The organism is Paenibacillus radicis (ex Gao et al. 2016) (assembly GCF_014641555.1).
GTDB classification, from domain to species: domain Bacteria; phylum Bacillota; class Bacilli; order Paenibacillales; family Paenibacillaceae; genus Pristimantibacillus; species Pristimantibacillus radicis.
On record NZ_BMHY01000001.1, the window covers coordinates 168426 to 183825 of the forward strand.

Here is a 15400-nt window from a genome sequence, read left to right on the forward strand (position 1 = left end):
CGTTACCCTTTTATTAAGATTTCATGTTAATATTAAGTTGTCTTTACATTCTCCAAGTTGGAGGTTTCCGTAATATGTCGTATAAAGTACTCGTAATCGAAGACGAACCGACATTGGCGAGGCTGCTTTCTTACAATTTAACGCAAGAAGGTTATGCCACGACCGTCATCGATCATGGAGCGGAAGGGCTGCAGACCGCCCTGCAACGAAGCTTTGATCTAATTATTCTGGACATTATGCTTCCTGGCTTAAACGGTTTTGAGATTCTGAACCGGCTTCGCCAGAATGGCGTCAAAACACCGGTCATTATCTTAACAGCGCGCAACGCAGAGGAAGAAGTCGTGCAAGGGCTCAAGCACGGCGCGGACGACTACATTACAAAGCCGTTTGGCGTAGCTGAGCTGCTGGCCCGCGTATCTGCCGTCCTTCGCCGTACTCAGCAAGAGGACAACCTGCCGATCGAATCGACGGACAAAGTCATCAGCGCAGGCGATCTGTCGATTTATCCGGAGAAATATGAGGTTATTCTTAATGGGGATACCGTGCCGCTTCGTCCGAAGGAATTCGAGGTGCTTCTCTATCTGGTGCAGCGCCCGGGCATGGTAATTACACGGGATGATCTGATGAACGTCGTCTGGGGCTTTGACTATATCGGCGGACAGCGTACGGTAGACGTCCACGTCAGCTCGCTGCGCAAGAAGCTGGAGCTCGGCCAGCAATCGGTACAAATTGAATCGATCCGAGGCGTTGGTTACAAGCTCGTTATGCCAAAAAAACTCGTCACACCCAAAGTTTAAGGGGAGACGAGTTTTTTGTTTGTTCTAGGTGATTTTACTGCCGGTTCCACTCCAGCATTTTACGCTGAAATTGTTTGGGTGAGCAATCATTATGCTTTTTGAACATTTTGTAAAAATGGGCCATGTTCGGCATCCCAATCCGTTCGCCGACATCGGAAATGCTCAGATCCTTCGTCAACAGCAAACGCTCTGCCCATTTGATCTTGCGGTAGTTGACATATTCGGTGAACGACATGCCGATCGTTTTTTTGAAAAACTTAACGAAGTAGTAGTAGCTCATATTGGCGATCTTGCACACTTCCTCGACCTGAATCCGGTCATGCAGCCGTTCTTCCACATAGTCCAGGACAGGCTTGAGCCGGGCACGGTCGAACGCATCCTGCTCGGCGAGCACCTTCCGGTTGTCGTTGCGGAGAAGGAGCAGCAGAATTTGGCGGATCAGCATGCTGACGGCCAGCTCGTAGCCGATATCTTTACGTGAAGCTTCATCGAGCAGTTGCCGGATGCAATCCCCGACTTCTTGCTTAACCGCTGGATTTTCTTGAAAAATATAATTCGCTTCGCTGAGCGGATTTTCCGTCTCGGAGAAGAAGCGCATATACGGGATCGTGCTATGGTCGAAAAAAGGCTCCAAATCGAATTGCAGCACGATATAGTCGAGCTGGGTCAAGGTCCGGTCGCGATGCAGCTGAGAGGCGCCCACGATGACGACGTCGCCGGACTGCAGATGAAATATATTCTCCTCGACGTAGAAATCGAGTTTCCCTTTTGCAATGTAAAGCAGCTCTAGCTGTTTGTGGTAATGCCAGTTCGTCGAGAGATGCTGATTGCGGTTCGTCTGGAAAATCCTTAAAGAGAGCAAGGGATTCTCGTAGACGACTTTTTCGTTGAAAGCTTGCATGAAAAGAATCCTCCCGTTCTTTATATGTACGCGATTTTCCGCAGCAAAGCGCTTCTCTCATTGTAGAGGGCTTTCACGCAACACGCAACAGGTTCGCGGTGGACGACATATGCTTGTATAATATAGGAAACCATAAGGAGGCGTTGAACATGAAACCGAAAGTGTACATAGCCAGTAAAGTGCCTAACGAGGTAAAAGCGTATTTGGAGGAGCATTGCGATTGCGAGATGTGGCAGGGGGAAGAAGCGATTACCGGCGCCCAGCTGGCCGAACGGCTGACGGAAGCAGAGGGCTTGCTCGTGTCCGGGAATGCGATCAGCAACAGGCTGCTCGATTCCGCGCCAAAGCTGCGAGTTGTCAGCAACGTATCGGTAGGCTACAACAATAACGATCTGGATGCGATGAGAAGCCGCGGCATTATCGGTACACATACGCCTTATGTATTGGATGATACGGTTGCCGACCTGACGCTTGCTCTTATGCTTGCCTCGGCAAGAAGGGTGACAGAGCTGCACAATCTGGTAAGGTCGGGCGGCTGGCAGCGGGGAATGGGCGAAGGTTTGTTTGGCGTCGATGTCCATCACGCGAAGCTGGGCATTATCGGAATGGGCCGTATTGGAGAAGCGATCGTCAAGCGGGCGAAATTCGGCTTCGATATGGACGTTGCTTATTATAACCGCAATCGCAAGCCGGATGCGGAGGAACGATTTGGGTTACGCTATTTGCAAATGGACGAGCTGCTCGCCCAGTCGGACTTTGTCGTGCTGATGACACCGCTCACACCGGAGACGAAACGGATGATCGGTGCGGAGCAATTCCGCTTAATGAAGCCGGGCGCCATCTTTATTAATGTATCCCGTGGAGACACTGTGGACGAGGCGGCGTTGATCGAAGCGCTCCAGAACGGAACGATTCGTGCGGCCGGCTTGGATGTGTACGAGATGGAGCCCGTCAGCCCGGAGAATCCTTTATTGAAGCTGGACAATGTCGTGACGCTGCCGCATATCGGTTCGGCGACGGCTCAGACCCGTTCGAATATGGCGATGGTGGCTGCCCGCAATTTGGTGGACGCCCTGTACGGCCGTGAACCGCAATATGTGATTCCTGAATTAAAGGCATAGCTGATTATTTGAATATTGAATGATTACAGTACTATCTAATCCCGTATAATTTGCGGAATTGCTCCGGGCTTAGTCCCTCGATTTTGCGGAAAACAGAGCTGAAATAGCTGGCGCTGTCGAAGCCTACTGTGGCCGCGATATCGCCGGTCTTCATGCCGCTTTCGCGAAACATAATTTCCTTGCTGCGGTTGATTCGTTGACGGTTGACGTATTCCATTGGCCGCATATGCATCGTTTTTTTGAACAGCAGGCATAAGTATTGCGGTGTTACGTCGATACACTTCGCCATATCGGCGATTGTAATGACACCGGCAATATGGCTTTCAATATAGTGCATCACCGGGCTTAGCTTGGCGAGGCTTCTCTCTGAGGAGTGGGAGCCGGTGAGCACCACTTTCATTAAATCGAGCAGTAAAGCATATACAAGCTTGGAGCATTCCAGTCCAAGCGAAGCTTGTCCTGACTGTGTCAGGTTATAGATACTGCCGATCTGTGATACGACTGATTCCTGCTCATCCGTGGAGAAGACACCGGATTGCATAATGCCGGCTTGCCGGAGCAGGGGTTCAGCGAGACTGCCGTTGAAGCTGAGGTAGTGAACGTCCCACGGCTCGCGAATGGCATAATATTTATTCGGAACATGGGGGAAGAGGCAGAAGGCCTGTCCAGCTTTGACGGTATAGCGCTCGCTGCCGATAAACAGCTCGCCTTCGCCTGATGTCACTTGCAGCCATTGATAGTCTGGAAAGCCTTCCGGGCGGTCAATACGCTCCTGATTGTCCCAATGTCCGACGGTCGTCGTATAGACCGGGAGAAACCGGTCGGCTTCCGTTAGGGTAGGGAAGGAAATAGTGTCCATGCTCATTCACCTCATATTCATATTTTGATAATGATGCGAAAATAATAGGATTTAGTTAGGGCCTTATCCATAATATAATCTTAATATCGTTATAATAAAAGCATTTTCACAATAACAATATATTATTGGAGGCTACTACAAGATGAGCAAAAAATTTCCCCCAATTAGTCCGAAAATCCCGCAAATGCTCCATGGCGCGGACTATAACCCCGATCAATGGCTGAACCATCCAGAAGTGCTGGAAGAAGATATCCGTCTGATGAAGCTGTCCAAGAGCAACGTAATGTCCATCGGTATCTTCGCATGGTCCGCTCTGGAGCCGGAAGAAGGCGTATTTACGTTCGAGTGGATGGATCAATTGCTGGAGCGCTTCAAAGCGAACGGCATTTATGCCATGATGGCAACGCCAAGCGGCGCACGCCCAGCTTGGTTGTCCCAGAAGTATCCGGAAGTGCTGCGCGTCGGACAAGACGGTATCCGCAATCTGCATGGCGGACGCCATAACCACTGCTTCACTTCGCCGGCTTACCGCGAAAGAATTACGATTATGAACCGCAAGCTGGCAGAGCGTTATGCTGATCACCCGAATGTCATCGGCTGGCATATTTCTAATGAAGTGAACGGCGAGTGCTTCTGCGATTTGTGTACGGAAGCATTCCGCGGCTGGCTGAAGGAGAAATACGGCAGTCTTGAAGCGCTCAACGCGGCTTGGTGGACAACGTTCTGGAGCCACACGTATACGGACTGGAATCAAATTGATGCGCCAACAACTCGCGGGGAAAATGCAGTTCATGCGATGAACCTCGACTGGAAACGTTTCAGCACGCATCAAGCAACGGATTATTGCCGTGCGGAGATTGCGCCGCTTCGTGCTGTAAATCCGGATTTGCCAGTTACGACGAACTTAATGTACGATTACGAGCCGGTCGATTACTGGAAATTTGCTGAAGCTTTCGATTTCATCTCTTGGGATGCTTATCCGACTTGGCATGATGCGGAAGACGAGAGCGGCCTTGCGGCAGCTTACGCGTTCAACCATGACTTCTTCCGTTCCGTGAAGGGCGGCAAGCCGTTCATGCTGATGGAAAGCACGCCAAGCACGACGAACTGGCAGCCAATCAGCAAGCTGAAGCGTCCAGGCATGCACTTGCTGTCGTCGCTGCAGGCCATCGCTCACGGCTCCGATACGGTTCAATATTTCCAATGGCGCAAAAGCCGCGGCTCCAGCGAGAAATTCCACGGCGCAGTTGTCGATCATGTCGGTAATGAGCATACGCGTGTGTTCAGCGATGTGACGGATGTCGGCAATGCGCTGGAGAAGCTGACCGAAGTTGTTGGCACATCGGTACGCCCGCAAGTTGCGCTTATCAGTGATTGGGAGAACCGTTGGGCGATCAAGGATGCGCAAGGTCCCCGCAACAGCGGCATTCATTATGAAGAAACGATTCAAAGCCATTACCGTCCGTTCTGGGATCTTGGCATTCCGGTAGACATCATTAACTCCGAGAGCGAGCTGGATTCGTATAAAGTACTCGTAGCTCCAATGTTGTATATGGTTCGTGCTGGCGTAGGCGAAAGAATTGAGAAATTCGTCGAAAACGGCGGTATCTTGATCACAACGTACTGGTCAGGCATCGTCGATGAGAATGATCTTACGTTCCTCGGCGGCTTCCCGGGTCCACTGCGCAAAACATTGGGCATCTGGTCGGAAGAGATCGATTCGCTATATGACGGCGAGACAAACCGTGTCGTTACGACTCCGGGCAATGTGCTTGGCCTGAGCGGCGAGTACGAAGCACATGAGCTTTGCGACCTGATCCATCTGGAGGGCGCGGAAGCTCTGGCTCATTACGGCGATGATTTCTATGCAGGCCGTCCGGCTCTAACGGTTAACCGCTTTGGCAAAGGTAAAGCGTACTATGTAGCATCCCGCAACAAAGAAGCGTTCTTTACCGATTTCATCTCGGCAATCGCAGCGCAAGAAGGTATCGAGAAGGTCATTGACACGACGCTGCCTAAAGGCGTGACGGTTCAGCTTCGTACGGACGGTGAGCATGATTATGTATTCGTTCAGAACTACAACGGAGCTGAAGCAACAATTACGCTGGACAGCGACTTGTATGAAGACATGCTGGAAGGCGGGAAGGCTCCCCTTCAGCTTCCATTGTCCGCTTACGGCGTTCGCGTATTGAAGCGTACAGCACGTTAATGAAATAGAGGCTGCACCTCGAATTAATTGTGCAGTAATTGTAAAGATCGAGCAGGCTTATGCCTGTTCGATCTTTTTTTTGCGTAAATTAACATTCTGTTAACATTTCCAAGCATTGGAGTTGATGCTTTAGGCCTATATTGATGTCGAGAGTATTCGAATGAAGAAGGGTGGAACCATTCAGATGACGATATCTGTGCTGGACCTTCAAATGGAAGGCGTCTCGACAAGCGCTGACCGCAAAGCCGGAGCGGTCGGGGACAAGCATGTACAGGACACGAAAGCGAACCCTGGCCGAAAGCAGGCAGCAACGTCCTCTGTGAGACTTGCTGATTTTATTCGTGAAGTGCCTATTCTGCACGCCGATCAGAGCTGCAAAGAAATGATCGCGTCATTCAAGCGGAATGAGGAGAGCGAGTGTGCCATCATTTGCGGCGACGACGGAGCTCCGGTCGGGTTAATGATGAGAAATCAGTTTTTTATGCGGCTCAGCCACCGTTTTGGAGCCGATTTATTTTATGAGAAGCCGATAGCCGGGCTGATGGATTCCGCGCCGCTAATCGTCGATAGCGAGCAGGAGCCTCAATTGATTATCGATCAGGCGCTAAACAGGCATGAAAGCCTATTGTACAACTGCGTTATCGTCACACACGGAGGCAGGACGCTAGGCACGCTGACGGTAGCAGACATGCTGCGCATTTCCAGACAGCTGCAGCAGGAAGCGATAGATGGACAAGTACAAATGATCCACGGCGTAGGCCAGCGGATTAAAGATATTGATGCGGCGTTTACCGTCGTCCGCGAGTCGTCCAAGCAGGGGGAAGCGACTTCGGCGGAGATGGTCGATATGACCTTAAGCGGGAAGAACGAGCTGGACAAAGTGACGGATGCCTTCCGCCGTCTGGCAGACAATTCGAAGCAGCAGGAAGAGCAAATGAGCGGTCTTCAGGCGGAAGCCGGTTCGATTAGCCGCGTATCCAGACTCATTCGAGAGCTGGCGGAGCAAAGCAATCTATTAGCTATCAACGCTTCTATTGAAGCGGCAAGAGCGGGCGAGCATGGCCGAGGATTTGCTGTCGTAGCCAGCGAAGTAATGAAGCTTGCCCAGGAAACGAAACGTTCGGCAGAAGAAATTACAGAATTGACAGGCACGATTCTGGACGCTATCGGACGTACGGCCGCGGTTGCCCATGATGGTAAGGCGGAAGCCGCTGCAAGCGAAATATGCGTACAGGAAGCGGGGCGCGTCTTTGCAGATCTGTTCCGGGCTGCTGCGGGCAGCAAGAGCAGTACCGAGCAGATTGGCCAGCAGTCAGAGCAGGCGTACGGTCAGATGAAAAAAGTGTCGGAAGAAATCGACAAATTGCTGCAATCTTATTTTTTACATGAAGTTAACAAAACAACAATACTCGATTAACAAACGACTAGTAGGATAGAGTTCGTAGGGAAGATACAACAAGAAGAAAGTTAAGAGGAGTGGTTGAGTTGTTGAAAGGTAATGGCTTCAAGGGGATCTTAATGTCGGGTATGGTAGCAGCTCTCGTATTTGCAGCAGCATGCGGAAATGGCGGAGCGGGTACAAATAACGGTAACAATAAAGGTGGTTCGGAGCAGCCTGCAGCTACAGAAGGTGTTAAACTGTCAGGCGATGTGAAAATCGACGGTTCCAGCACAGTGTTTCCACTGACGGAAGCAGCGGCAGAAGAATTCAATAAAGAACACCCGGACGTTCGCGTACCGGTAGGCGTATCGGGTACAGGCGGCGGCTTCAAGCAGTTCTGTGCAGGCGAGATTGCAATTGCAGACGCATCGCGTCCGATTAAAGACGAAGAAGCTGCTACTTGTAAAGCAGCAGGCATCGAGTACACAGACCTTTCGGTTGCATTTGACGGACTGTCCGTCGTTGTGAGCAAAGACAATGATTTCGTTGACCACTTGACTGTGGAAGAGCTTAACAAAATCTTCACAACAGGCAGCACGGTATCGACTTGGAAAGACGTTCGTCCAGAATGGCCGGCTGAGAAAATCGTAATGTTCTCCCCTGGCGCTGATTCCGGCACTTATGACTACTTCAATGAAGCGATTCTTGAAAAAGCAGGCATTCGCAACGATAAGCAAATCAGCTTCAGCGAAGATGACAACACGCTTGTACAAGGCGTTTCCGGCAGCAAAGGCGGCATTGGCTACTTCGGCTTCGCTTACTTCGAAGAGAACCAAGACAAGCTGAAATTGGTTCCAATCGATAGCGGCACAGGCCCAATCGCTCCTTCGCATGAAACGATCAAAGACGGCACTTACGCTCCGCTGTCTCGTCCGCTCTTCATCTATATCAACAAAAAAGAGCTTGAGCGTCCTGAAGTAGATGCATTTGCTAAATACTACATCAACAATATCGGACCTTTGGCAGACGAAGTTGGCTACATTGCCCTTCCAGATGAGCAGTATGCAAAAGAAGCAGCTAAACTTCAATAAAATAATTAAGTAATCGCGACTCTTGGTGTGAATGTGGTGTCTCGTGGGACATCACATTTTTCACGCCGCATATGTTAACGATTTGTAAAGGCAAGGAGAGGACGCCGACATGCAGAGCGATACGCCGCAGGCAAACCGTAAGGTGCTGAACACTAGTACGTCCATAACAAGCCCGAATGCGTTCAAGAATAACCGGGTAAGCGTAATGAACAAAATGATGCCAATCATTCTGTTTCTATGCGCATCCGTCTCGATCTTAACGACAATCGGAATCGTCATCACTCTATTCTCGGAAACGATTCAGTTTTTTCAAAAAGTACCGATTCTTGAATTTATATTCGGCACCAAGTGGTCGCCGCTCATTACGCCAAAAAGCTTCGGTGTCCTTCCGCTGCTGAACGGTACGCTTATGATTACGCTTATCGCCTGTCTCGTAGCGATTCCGCTGGGACTTGCGAGTGCCATCTACTTATCGGAATATGCGCCGAAAAAAGTGCGCAGTGCCGTTAAGCCAGTACTTGAGGTGCTGGCAGGCGTTCCGACAATCGTCTACGGTTATTTCGCGCTTAGCTTTATTACCCCTCTGATCCGCGATATTTTTCCCGGAGCGGGCGTGTTCAATGCATTAAGCGCAGGGATTGTTGTCGGTATCATGATTATACCGATGGTCTGCTCACTCAGCGAGGACGCGATGTCATCTGTACCGCGTGCTTTGCGGGATGGGGCGTATGCCCTTGGTGCAACGCGGCTTGAAGTCGCACTTAAAATCGTCGTACCGGCAGCTTTCTCAGGTATTGTCGCATCCGCCGTTCTGGCATTCTCCCGGGCAATCGGGGAGACGATGATCGTAACGGTAGCAGCAGGCGCTACGCCGACGCTTACCGGCAATCCGCTGGACAGCATCCAGACGATGACCGCTTATATCGTGCAAGTCAGCCTAGGCGATACGCCGCATGGCACGGTGGAATACGGAACGATCTTTGCTGTCGGCATGACGCTGTTCGTTATCACGTTCCTGTTAAATATTCTTGCCCAATATGTTGCGAGACGATTCCGGGAGGAGTATTAAGATGAACTCGATATTTCAAGACGCAAACCGCCAGCAAATCGCAAACCGCCGCCGCAAGGATGTCATCATACACCTGGTGTTCATTGTTGCGACATCTATCGGCGTCTTAGCCCTTTGCGCATTGATCATTGATATTCTGATGGACGGCTTGTCCCGGCTTCAGCCGGATTTGTTCACCAACTTCCCTTCGCGGAAGGCGGCAGGCTCAGGCATGAAGTCGGCAATTGTCGGCTCTATCTATATGCTGATTATTATGCTTCCGGTATCTTTCATTCTCGGGGTAGGCGCAGCCATCTACCTGGAGGAATATGCCGGGAAAAACCGCTTCACCCGTCTCATTCAATTGAACATCAGCACGCTCGCCGGCGTACCGTCTATCGTTTACGGTATTCTCGGTCTCACGCTGTTCGTCCGGCTGCTGGCGTTCGAGCGAAGCTTGCTGGCCGGGGCATTCACGATGACGCTGCTTGTGCTGCCGATCATTATCGTATCGGCCCAAGAAGCCATTCGGGCCGTACCGAAATCGCGGCGTGACGCTTCGTTCGCCCTAGGCGCAACAAAGTGGCAAACCGTATCGCGATCGGTCATTCCTTCGTCCATCTCTGGTATTCTGACTGGCGTTATTCTCGCTATGTCTCGTGCCATCGGTGAAACGGCACCGCTTGTGATGATCGGCGCGATGACGTATATCAACTTCTTGCCAACCAGCTTGAAGGATTCGTTCACCGTTATGCCGATCCAAATCTACAACTGGATATCGAAGCCTCAGCTGGAGTTCAAGGAGCTGGCCGCTAGCGGCATTATCGTCTTGTTGGCACTGCTGCTCATTATGAACTTCTCAGCTATTCTGCTTCGTAACAAATACCAGAAGAAATATTAATTCAACTCTTGGAGGAGATTGAGCCATGGCAACGGCAACGCAAGTGCAAGTACAGCCTTTAATCAGCATCGAGAAATTGAATCTGTTCTACGGAAGCTTTCATGCCTTGAAGGATGTATCGCTGACGATTCCGGAGAAGGCGATTACCGCATTCATCGGACCTTCCGGCTGCGGCAAATCGACGCTGCTCCGTACGCTCAACCGGATGAACGACATGATTCCGGGAACGAGAATCGAAGGAAGTATCGCCATTGGCGGAACAGAGCTGTATTCCAATGAGGTTGATGTGGAGACGTTGCGCAAAAAGGTCGGAATGGTGTTCCAGCAGCCGAATCCTTTTCCCAAATCGATCTACGACAACATTGCCTACGGACCTCGCCTTCATGGTATCCGCGGCAAACAGCAGCTCGACGAGCTCGTCGAGACCAGTCTGAAATCGGCTGTACTTTGGGATGAAGTGAAAGACCATCTGAAGCGCTCGGCTTTCAGTCTATCTGGCGGTCAACAGCAGCGTCTATGTATTGCACGCGCGCTTGCTGTAAACCCGGATATCCTGCTGATGGACGAAGCGACATCCGCACTTGACCCAATCTCCACGCTCAAAATCGAGGAGCTTGCGCAAGAGTTGAAAGACCGCTATACGATCGTCATGGTTACGCACAATATGCACCAAGCTGCGCGCGTATCCAATCAAACCGTATTTTTCCTGAACGGCGAAGTTGTGGAATATTCGGATACAGAGAAGCTGTTCTCGAATCCGACGGATCAACGTACGGAAGATTATATTAGCGGACGCTTCGGCTAAGCTTAGGGGGATATTGGCGATGATGACGACAAGAAAAGAATTCGATCACGGCTTGGAATTGCTTCACAATTTGCTGGTTGAGATGGGACATTTCGTAGATAAGGCGCTTGAGCAATCGATGAAAGCTTTAAGCGAAACGGATACACAGCTTGCCCAGCAGATCATTTCGGAAGATACGAAGCTGAACCAGTTGGAGCATGACGTGACCGAGCTCGGCTCGAAGCTGATCGCTACCCAGCAGCCAGTGGCAAAGGATTTGCGCCGCATTTTGTCCGCTTTCAAAATCGCTTCTGATCTGGAGCGGATGGGCGATCTTTGCGTTAACATCTCGAAGCTGGTCATTCGATTGGACGGTCAGCCGCTAATCAAGCCGCTTATCGACTTGCCTAGAATGTCGGCAATCGTACAGACGATGACCTACGAGTCGATTCAGTCATTCGTACAGGAAAACGTCGATCTTGCTTACAAAATGGCAGCAGACGACGATCAGGTTGATGCGCTTTGCGCACAAATTTCCCATGAGCTGCTTGCGCTGATGATGGAGAATCCGCGTAACATCTCGCAGGCATCTATACTTAACTTTGTAGCGCGCCATATTGAACGGATTGGCGACCATGCGACGAATATCGGCGAGAGCGTCGTTTATCTCGTGACGAACAGCCGTCCGGATCTAAACCGATAGTCCTAGGAAAAAAGCAGCCTTTCGCTTCTCAGCGAAAGGCTGCTTTTTTGTCGGCTTTGGCAGCGTAGCGCCTGTGCTAACGTGGAAATCAGCCAATACGCGCCTCCGGCCTCCCTGTATGCGAAACAAAATGTAAAAGTGCAGGTTGAGGAGGCTCAAAAGCTCCAAAATCGCGTTCAAAATGTAAAAGTACATTTGAGATTGCTCAATTTCGCCCAAAAGAGGCCTTTTAGGTCAATCAAACTGCACTTTTGCATTTTGATGCGATAAATCGACTAATAAGTGGAAAATGAAATGCAGTTTTGCATTTTGTTGAGATAGATCGATCAGAAATAGATGAACAAAATGTGGTTTTAACTTTTGACTACTTTTCACAGTCAACAGTCACCGTAAGTCTCGAAAGAGATTGAAAAAGGGCATTTATGTACGATGTGTACATGGGCAATCTCCTCATAAGGGGATATTTCCACTCAGGAGCAAAAAGCCTTTTAATTGTTCAAATGCCTTTCGCTCTTAGGCGAAAGTCTATTAATTGCCTAAAAGCTTTTCGCTTTTAAGCGAAAAGTCTTTTAACTTACTAAAGCCTTTTCGCTTTTAAGGGAAAAACTTTGTAGTGGTTCAAATGCTTTTCACTTTTAAGTAAAAAGTCTTTTAAATTGCCTGAAAGTTTTTCGCTTTGTAAGGGAAAAAATTTGTAATGATTCAAATCCCTTTCGCTTTTAAGCGAAAAGTCTTTTAATTGCCTAAAAGCTTTTTGCTTTTAAGCGAAAAGTCTTTTAATTTACTAAAAGCTTTTCGCTTTTAAGCGAAAAACTTTTTTGTTTTTGTAAAAGTTTTTTTACGTAAATTTTACGAAGCGTTATTCTTGTCCGTACAAAGTTTAGGTAATATGTACCATATAAGCGATAAGCACGATAATTGGACATCGAGGGGAGCCGTATGGGGGATATCGGGAGCGGTCTATTCAACCGGCAAATGATTCGGGCCATAGCGAGAATGAGGGAGCAGGGCGGTTTGCTGGGCGTATTAACCTTGCAGTATGCCAAGAAGGACAAGCAGGCGGAAGCGGAGGTGCAGCGCTGGGCGAAAGAGCAGAAGCGTCTGTTCTGGCAGCAGCAGCTGGGCGAGAGCCAATTGCTCTTGTTTTGCGGCAAGCCCAAGGGCGATCCGATAGACAAACTCATGAGTCAAGCCATGGAGGAGCTTCGCTCCCGGCTCGGCGAGAAGCTGCGACGCAGCGAAAGCGCCGTTCTTCCTTCCGGCTCCACAGGAGGGGAGATCGAGGCTGCGTTGTTCGCGGTGCTGCGAGAGACGGCAGCCGGCCAGCGGGCCGGTCAATCGGGGATGGCGATGGGGACGGGGAGTGAGCTGGCGCATACAATCGGCCAATTAGCCGCCCCTTTCCCCGTATTCCCTTCGCGGATGAAGGTGTCGGAGGTCGCCCATTACTTCGAGCTCAATCCGAAGGCTCAGGGCGCAGTCATAGCGGACGCGGGCATACCGAAAGGGCTGTTGATGAAAGAAAAGCTGCATCAGCTATTAGCCGGCCAATTCGGCCAGCCGCTGTACTGGACCCGGCCGGTCGAGAAAATTATGAATGGCAGTCCGCTCATGGTAGATGAGCATACGCCGATCGAACAGGTCTCCTATCTAGCCATGGGGCGCGACTATGCGCAGCTGTATGATGTGGTCATCGTAACGAGCCGGGGCGAGCTGCTCGGAGCGGTCTCCATTCGCGCCATATTGGAAGGGATTACCGCCCTTCGGACTAAGGCGGCGCGGGAGGCGAATCCGCTGACCGGCTTGCCAGGCAACGCAGGCATTCAGCAGGAGCTTCGCCGCCGCATTGAGGGCAATGAATCATTCGCTGTTATTTATGCGGATCTGGATTACTTTAAATGGTTCAATGACTGCTACGGCTTTGGACAGGGAGATGAACTCATTCGCTTCCTTGCGGAGCTGCTCCGGCAGGAGAAGGAACGCAGCAGCTGGCCCGATGATTTTATCGGCCATATTGGCGGGGATGATTTCATCCTCGTAACAGACGCGGGCAGCGGGGAGCGGCTTTGCGAACGATTGATCGAGCGATTTGATCTAGGCGTCAAAAGCTTCTACGGGGACGCCGGTGTACATGCTGTAGAGGATCGCCATGGCAACGTTGTGGATCAGGAGGGAGTAACCCTCTCGTTATCCTTAATGATTAGCCACCATCCGGCTTCGTTAACGCCGGATCTCATATCACGTCATTCCGCAAGGCTGAAGAAACGGGCAAAGGCACACAGGGGAAGCATTTACGTGAAAGAGACGTTAACCATACCGCAGCATAGAGAGGAACGGAATTAAGGTGAGAGTAAATCGGATGCAAGTGCGTAATCGGGTGCGTCATGCACCTATGGAATGGCGCGGAGGTCGCGGCGTCATTTATCTATCCTGGCATTCGGTTGCACCCGCGGGCTGGAGACGGTTTGCGGAGGAGGCGGTCGCCGCAGAAATCGAGAGAGCCGCGATTGAAGTAGAGGAGAAGTACTGGATACATAATGATCTGTTCCTGCTGCTTCGTCTTCCGACTGGAGGGCGAAGCAAGCTGGAGGGCTGGCTGCTGGAGCAGGCCATTAAGCAGCAGACCGAATGGGAGTCGCGGTTGCGGGCAACCGAGGCAACGGAAGCCCGGTTGCTGGCCGGCGTTTCTATCATAGAAGCCGAAGTCCCAGGTTCTTCAGCGCAGCCGGAAGAAGACGCCGATCGGGTCTATGAAGCGATGAAGCGCGCTATGGTGCATGGACAGCGGGACGGTTCGCTCGTAAGAAGCATGAAGCTGCGTGCCTTGGAGCAGCTGATCGCGGAGCATGCACTCATGTCCGTCTATCAGCCCATTATGTCTCTGCAATCAGAGGAGCGGCCGCTCTTTGGCTACGAAGCGCTGGCGAGATTCGCCAAGCAGGACTGGTTTCCCGGTCCCCAGCAGCTGTTCGCTTTCGCTGAGCAGGAAGGGTTGGCATACCGGCTGGACAGGCTGGCCCGGCGCAAAGCGCTGGATGGCATAGGCTCGCTCAAGCCTGAGCAGCGGCTGTTCATTAACGTGCAGGCGCAGATCATGAACGATCCGCATTTTACACCGGGACGGACGCTGAGCATGCTGGAGAGGAGAGGCCTGTCGCCGCATAACGTCGTGTTTGAAATTACGGAGCGGACATCGATAGACGATTTTGGGGCGATGAAGAAAGCGCTCCAGCATTATCGCAGCCAAGGCTTCCAGATCGCGATCGACGACGTTGGCGCAGGTTATTCATCTCTTCAATCCATTGTCGAGCTGCGCCCCGACTACATTAAGGTGGACCGTTCTATAATTGACCGGATCGACGAGGACGACGTGAAGCTGCATATTTTGCATACGCTGGTGCAGTTGGCCTATAAGCTGGATGTATCGATCATCGCCGAGGGCATCGAGCGGGAAGCGGAGCTGGCTGCGGTGAAGATGCTTGGCGTTCATTATGCGCAAGGCTATTTGCTTGGTCGTCCGGGCGGTATCCAAAGCTGAGATACTGCTTGGCGCACAGTTTTGAACGGTGAGCTTTTAGCCAAATTTAAAGTGTGAATATGTATTG

At 50.9% G+C, this 15400-nt stretch carries 13 protein-coding genes; 11 read left to right on the top strand and 2 right to left on the bottom strand.

The annotated features are described in order from the left end of the window. Positions 1 to 74: 74 nt before the first annotated feature. Positions 75 to 797, top strand: a complete 723-nt coding sequence (locus tag IEX98_RS00715) for a response regulator transcription factor (protein ID WP_188887036.1) — start codon at positions 75 to 77, stop codon at positions 795 to 797. A 34-nt stretch (positions 798 to 831) separates the two neighbouring features. Here IEX98_RS00715 and IEX98_RS00720 read toward each other — a convergent pair whose 3' ends face one another. Then, positions 832 to 1698: a helix-turn-helix domain-containing protein gene (locus IEX98_RS00720; protein ID WP_188887037.1), complete on the bottom strand. Its 867-nt coding sequence runs from the start codon at positions 1696 to 1698 to the stop codon at positions 832 to 834. A 149-nt stretch (positions 1699 to 1847) separates the two neighbouring features. Between IEX98_RS00720 and IEX98_RS00725 the strand changes: the two genes are divergently transcribed. Beyond that, on the top strand, positions 1848 to 2819 hold the full coding sequence (locus IEX98_RS00725) for a 2-hydroxyacid dehydrogenase (protein WP_188887038.1): 972 nt from the start codon (positions 1848 to 1850) through the stop codon (positions 2817 to 2819). 31 nt (positions 2820 to 2850) lie between these two features. Here IEX98_RS00725 and IEX98_RS00730 read toward each other — a convergent pair whose 3' ends face one another. After that, a complete protein-coding gene (locus IEX98_RS00730) occupies positions 2851 to 3678 on the bottom strand; it encodes an AraC family transcriptional regulator (RefSeq protein WP_188887039.1) in 828 nt (275 codons plus the stop codon). Between the two features lie 142 nt (positions 3679 to 3820). Between IEX98_RS00730 and IEX98_RS00735 the strand changes: the two genes are divergently transcribed. From IEX98_RS00735 to IEX98_RS00775, 9 genes are all read left to right on the top strand, one after another. Next, positions 3821 to 5887 (top strand): beta-galactosidase, encoded by a 2067-nt coding sequence (locus IEX98_RS00735; protein ID WP_188887040.1) that lies wholly within the window; start codon positions 3821 to 3823, stop codon positions 5885 to 5887. 160 nt (positions 5888 to 6047) lie between these two features. Beyond that, positions 6048 to 7304, top strand: a complete 1257-nt coding sequence (locus tag IEX98_RS00740; RefSeq protein WP_229691918.1) for a methyl-accepting chemotaxis protein — start codon at positions 6048 to 6050, stop codon at positions 7302 to 7304. A 68-nt stretch (positions 7305 to 7372) separates the two neighbouring features. Then, entirely contained in the window at positions 7373 to 8359 is a 987-nt protein-coding gene (locus tag IEX98_RS00745; protein ID WP_374705303.1) for a PstS family phosphate ABC transporter substrate-binding protein, read from the top strand. A gap of 109 nt (positions 8360 to 8468) precedes the next feature. Then, positions 8469 to 9428 (top strand): phosphate ABC transporter permease subunit PstC, encoded by a 960-nt coding sequence (gene pstC / locus IEX98_RS00750; protein WP_188887041.1) that lies wholly within the window; start codon positions 8469 to 8471, stop codon positions 9426 to 9428. A gap of 1 nt (position 9429) precedes the next feature. Further along, positions 9430 to 10308, top strand: coding sequence for a phosphate ABC transporter permease PstA (gene pstA, locus IEX98_RS00755; protein ID WP_188887042.1), 879 nt, complete (start codon positions 9430 to 9432; stop codon positions 10306 to 10308). Between the two features lie 25 nt (positions 10309 to 10333). Then, a complete protein-coding gene (pstB, locus tag IEX98_RS00760) occupies positions 10334 to 11113 on the top strand; it encodes a phosphate ABC transporter ATP-binding protein PstB (protein ID WP_188887043.1) in 780 nt (259 codons plus the stop codon). A 22-nt stretch (positions 11114 to 11135) separates the two neighbouring features. Further along, entirely contained in the window at positions 11136 to 11795 is a 660-nt protein-coding gene (gene phoU / locus IEX98_RS00765) for a phosphate signaling complex protein PhoU (RefSeq protein ID WP_188887908.1), read from the top strand. 939 nt (positions 11796 to 12734) lie between these two features. Then, the gene (locus IEX98_RS00770) at positions 12735 to 14138 is read left to right on the top strand and encodes a GGDEF domain-containing protein (RefSeq protein WP_188887044.1); all 1404 of its coding nucleotides are present in this window, start codon (positions 12735 to 12737) and stop codon (positions 14136 to 14138) included. Position 14139: 1 nt separating this feature from the next. Next, positions 14140 to 15333, top strand: coding sequence for an EAL domain-containing protein (locus IEX98_RS00775; RefSeq protein ID WP_188887045.1), 1194 nt, complete (start codon positions 14140 to 14142; stop codon positions 15331 to 15333). The last annotated feature ends 67 nt before the right edge of the window (positions 15334 to 15400 follow it).

Excerpts from the sequence above, each read along its gene's own strand:
- IEX98_RS00735 (WP_188887040.1), top strand. The coding sequence starts at position 3,821 with ATGAGCAAAAAATTTCCCCCAATTAGTCCGAAAATCCCGCAAATGCTC.
- IEX98_RS00720 (WP_188887037.1), bottom strand. The coding sequence starts at position 1,698 with ATGCAAGCTTTCAACGAAAAAGTCGTCTACGAGAATCCCTTGCTCTCT.
- pstC (WP_188887041.1), top strand. The coding sequence starts at position 8,469 with ATGCAGAGCGATACGCCGCAGGCAAACCGTAAGGTGCTGAACACTAGT.
- pstA (WP_188887042.1), top strand. The coding sequence starts at position 9,430 with ATGAACTCGATATTTCAAGACGCAAACCGCCAGCAAATCGCAAACCGC.
- phoU (WP_188887908.1), top strand. The coding sequence starts at position 11,136 with ATGACGACAAGAAAAGAATTCGATCACGGCTTGGAATTGCTTCACAAT.
- IEX98_RS00715 (WP_188887036.1), top strand. The coding sequence starts at position 75 with ATGTCGTATAAAGTACTCGTAATCGAAGACGAACCGACATTGGCGAGG.
- pstB (WP_188887043.1), top strand. The coding sequence starts at position 10,334 with ATGGCAACGGCAACGCAAGTGCAAGTACAGCCTTTAATCAGCATCGAG.
- IEX98_RS00730 (WP_188887039.1), bottom strand. The coding sequence starts at position 3,678 with ATGGACACTATTTCCTTCCCTACCCTAACGGAAGCCGACCGGTTTCTC.
- IEX98_RS00725 (WP_188887038.1), top strand. The coding sequence starts at position 1,848 with ATGAAACCGAAAGTGTACATAGCCAGTAAAGTGCCTAACGAGGTAAAA.
- IEX98_RS00770 (WP_188887044.1), top strand. The coding sequence starts at position 12,735 with ATGGGGGATATCGGGAGCGGTCTATTCAACCGGCAAATGATTCGGGCC.
- IEX98_RS00740 (WP_229691918.1), top strand. The coding sequence starts at position 6,048 with ATGAAGAAGGGTGGAACCATTCAGATGACGATATCTGTGCTGGACCTT.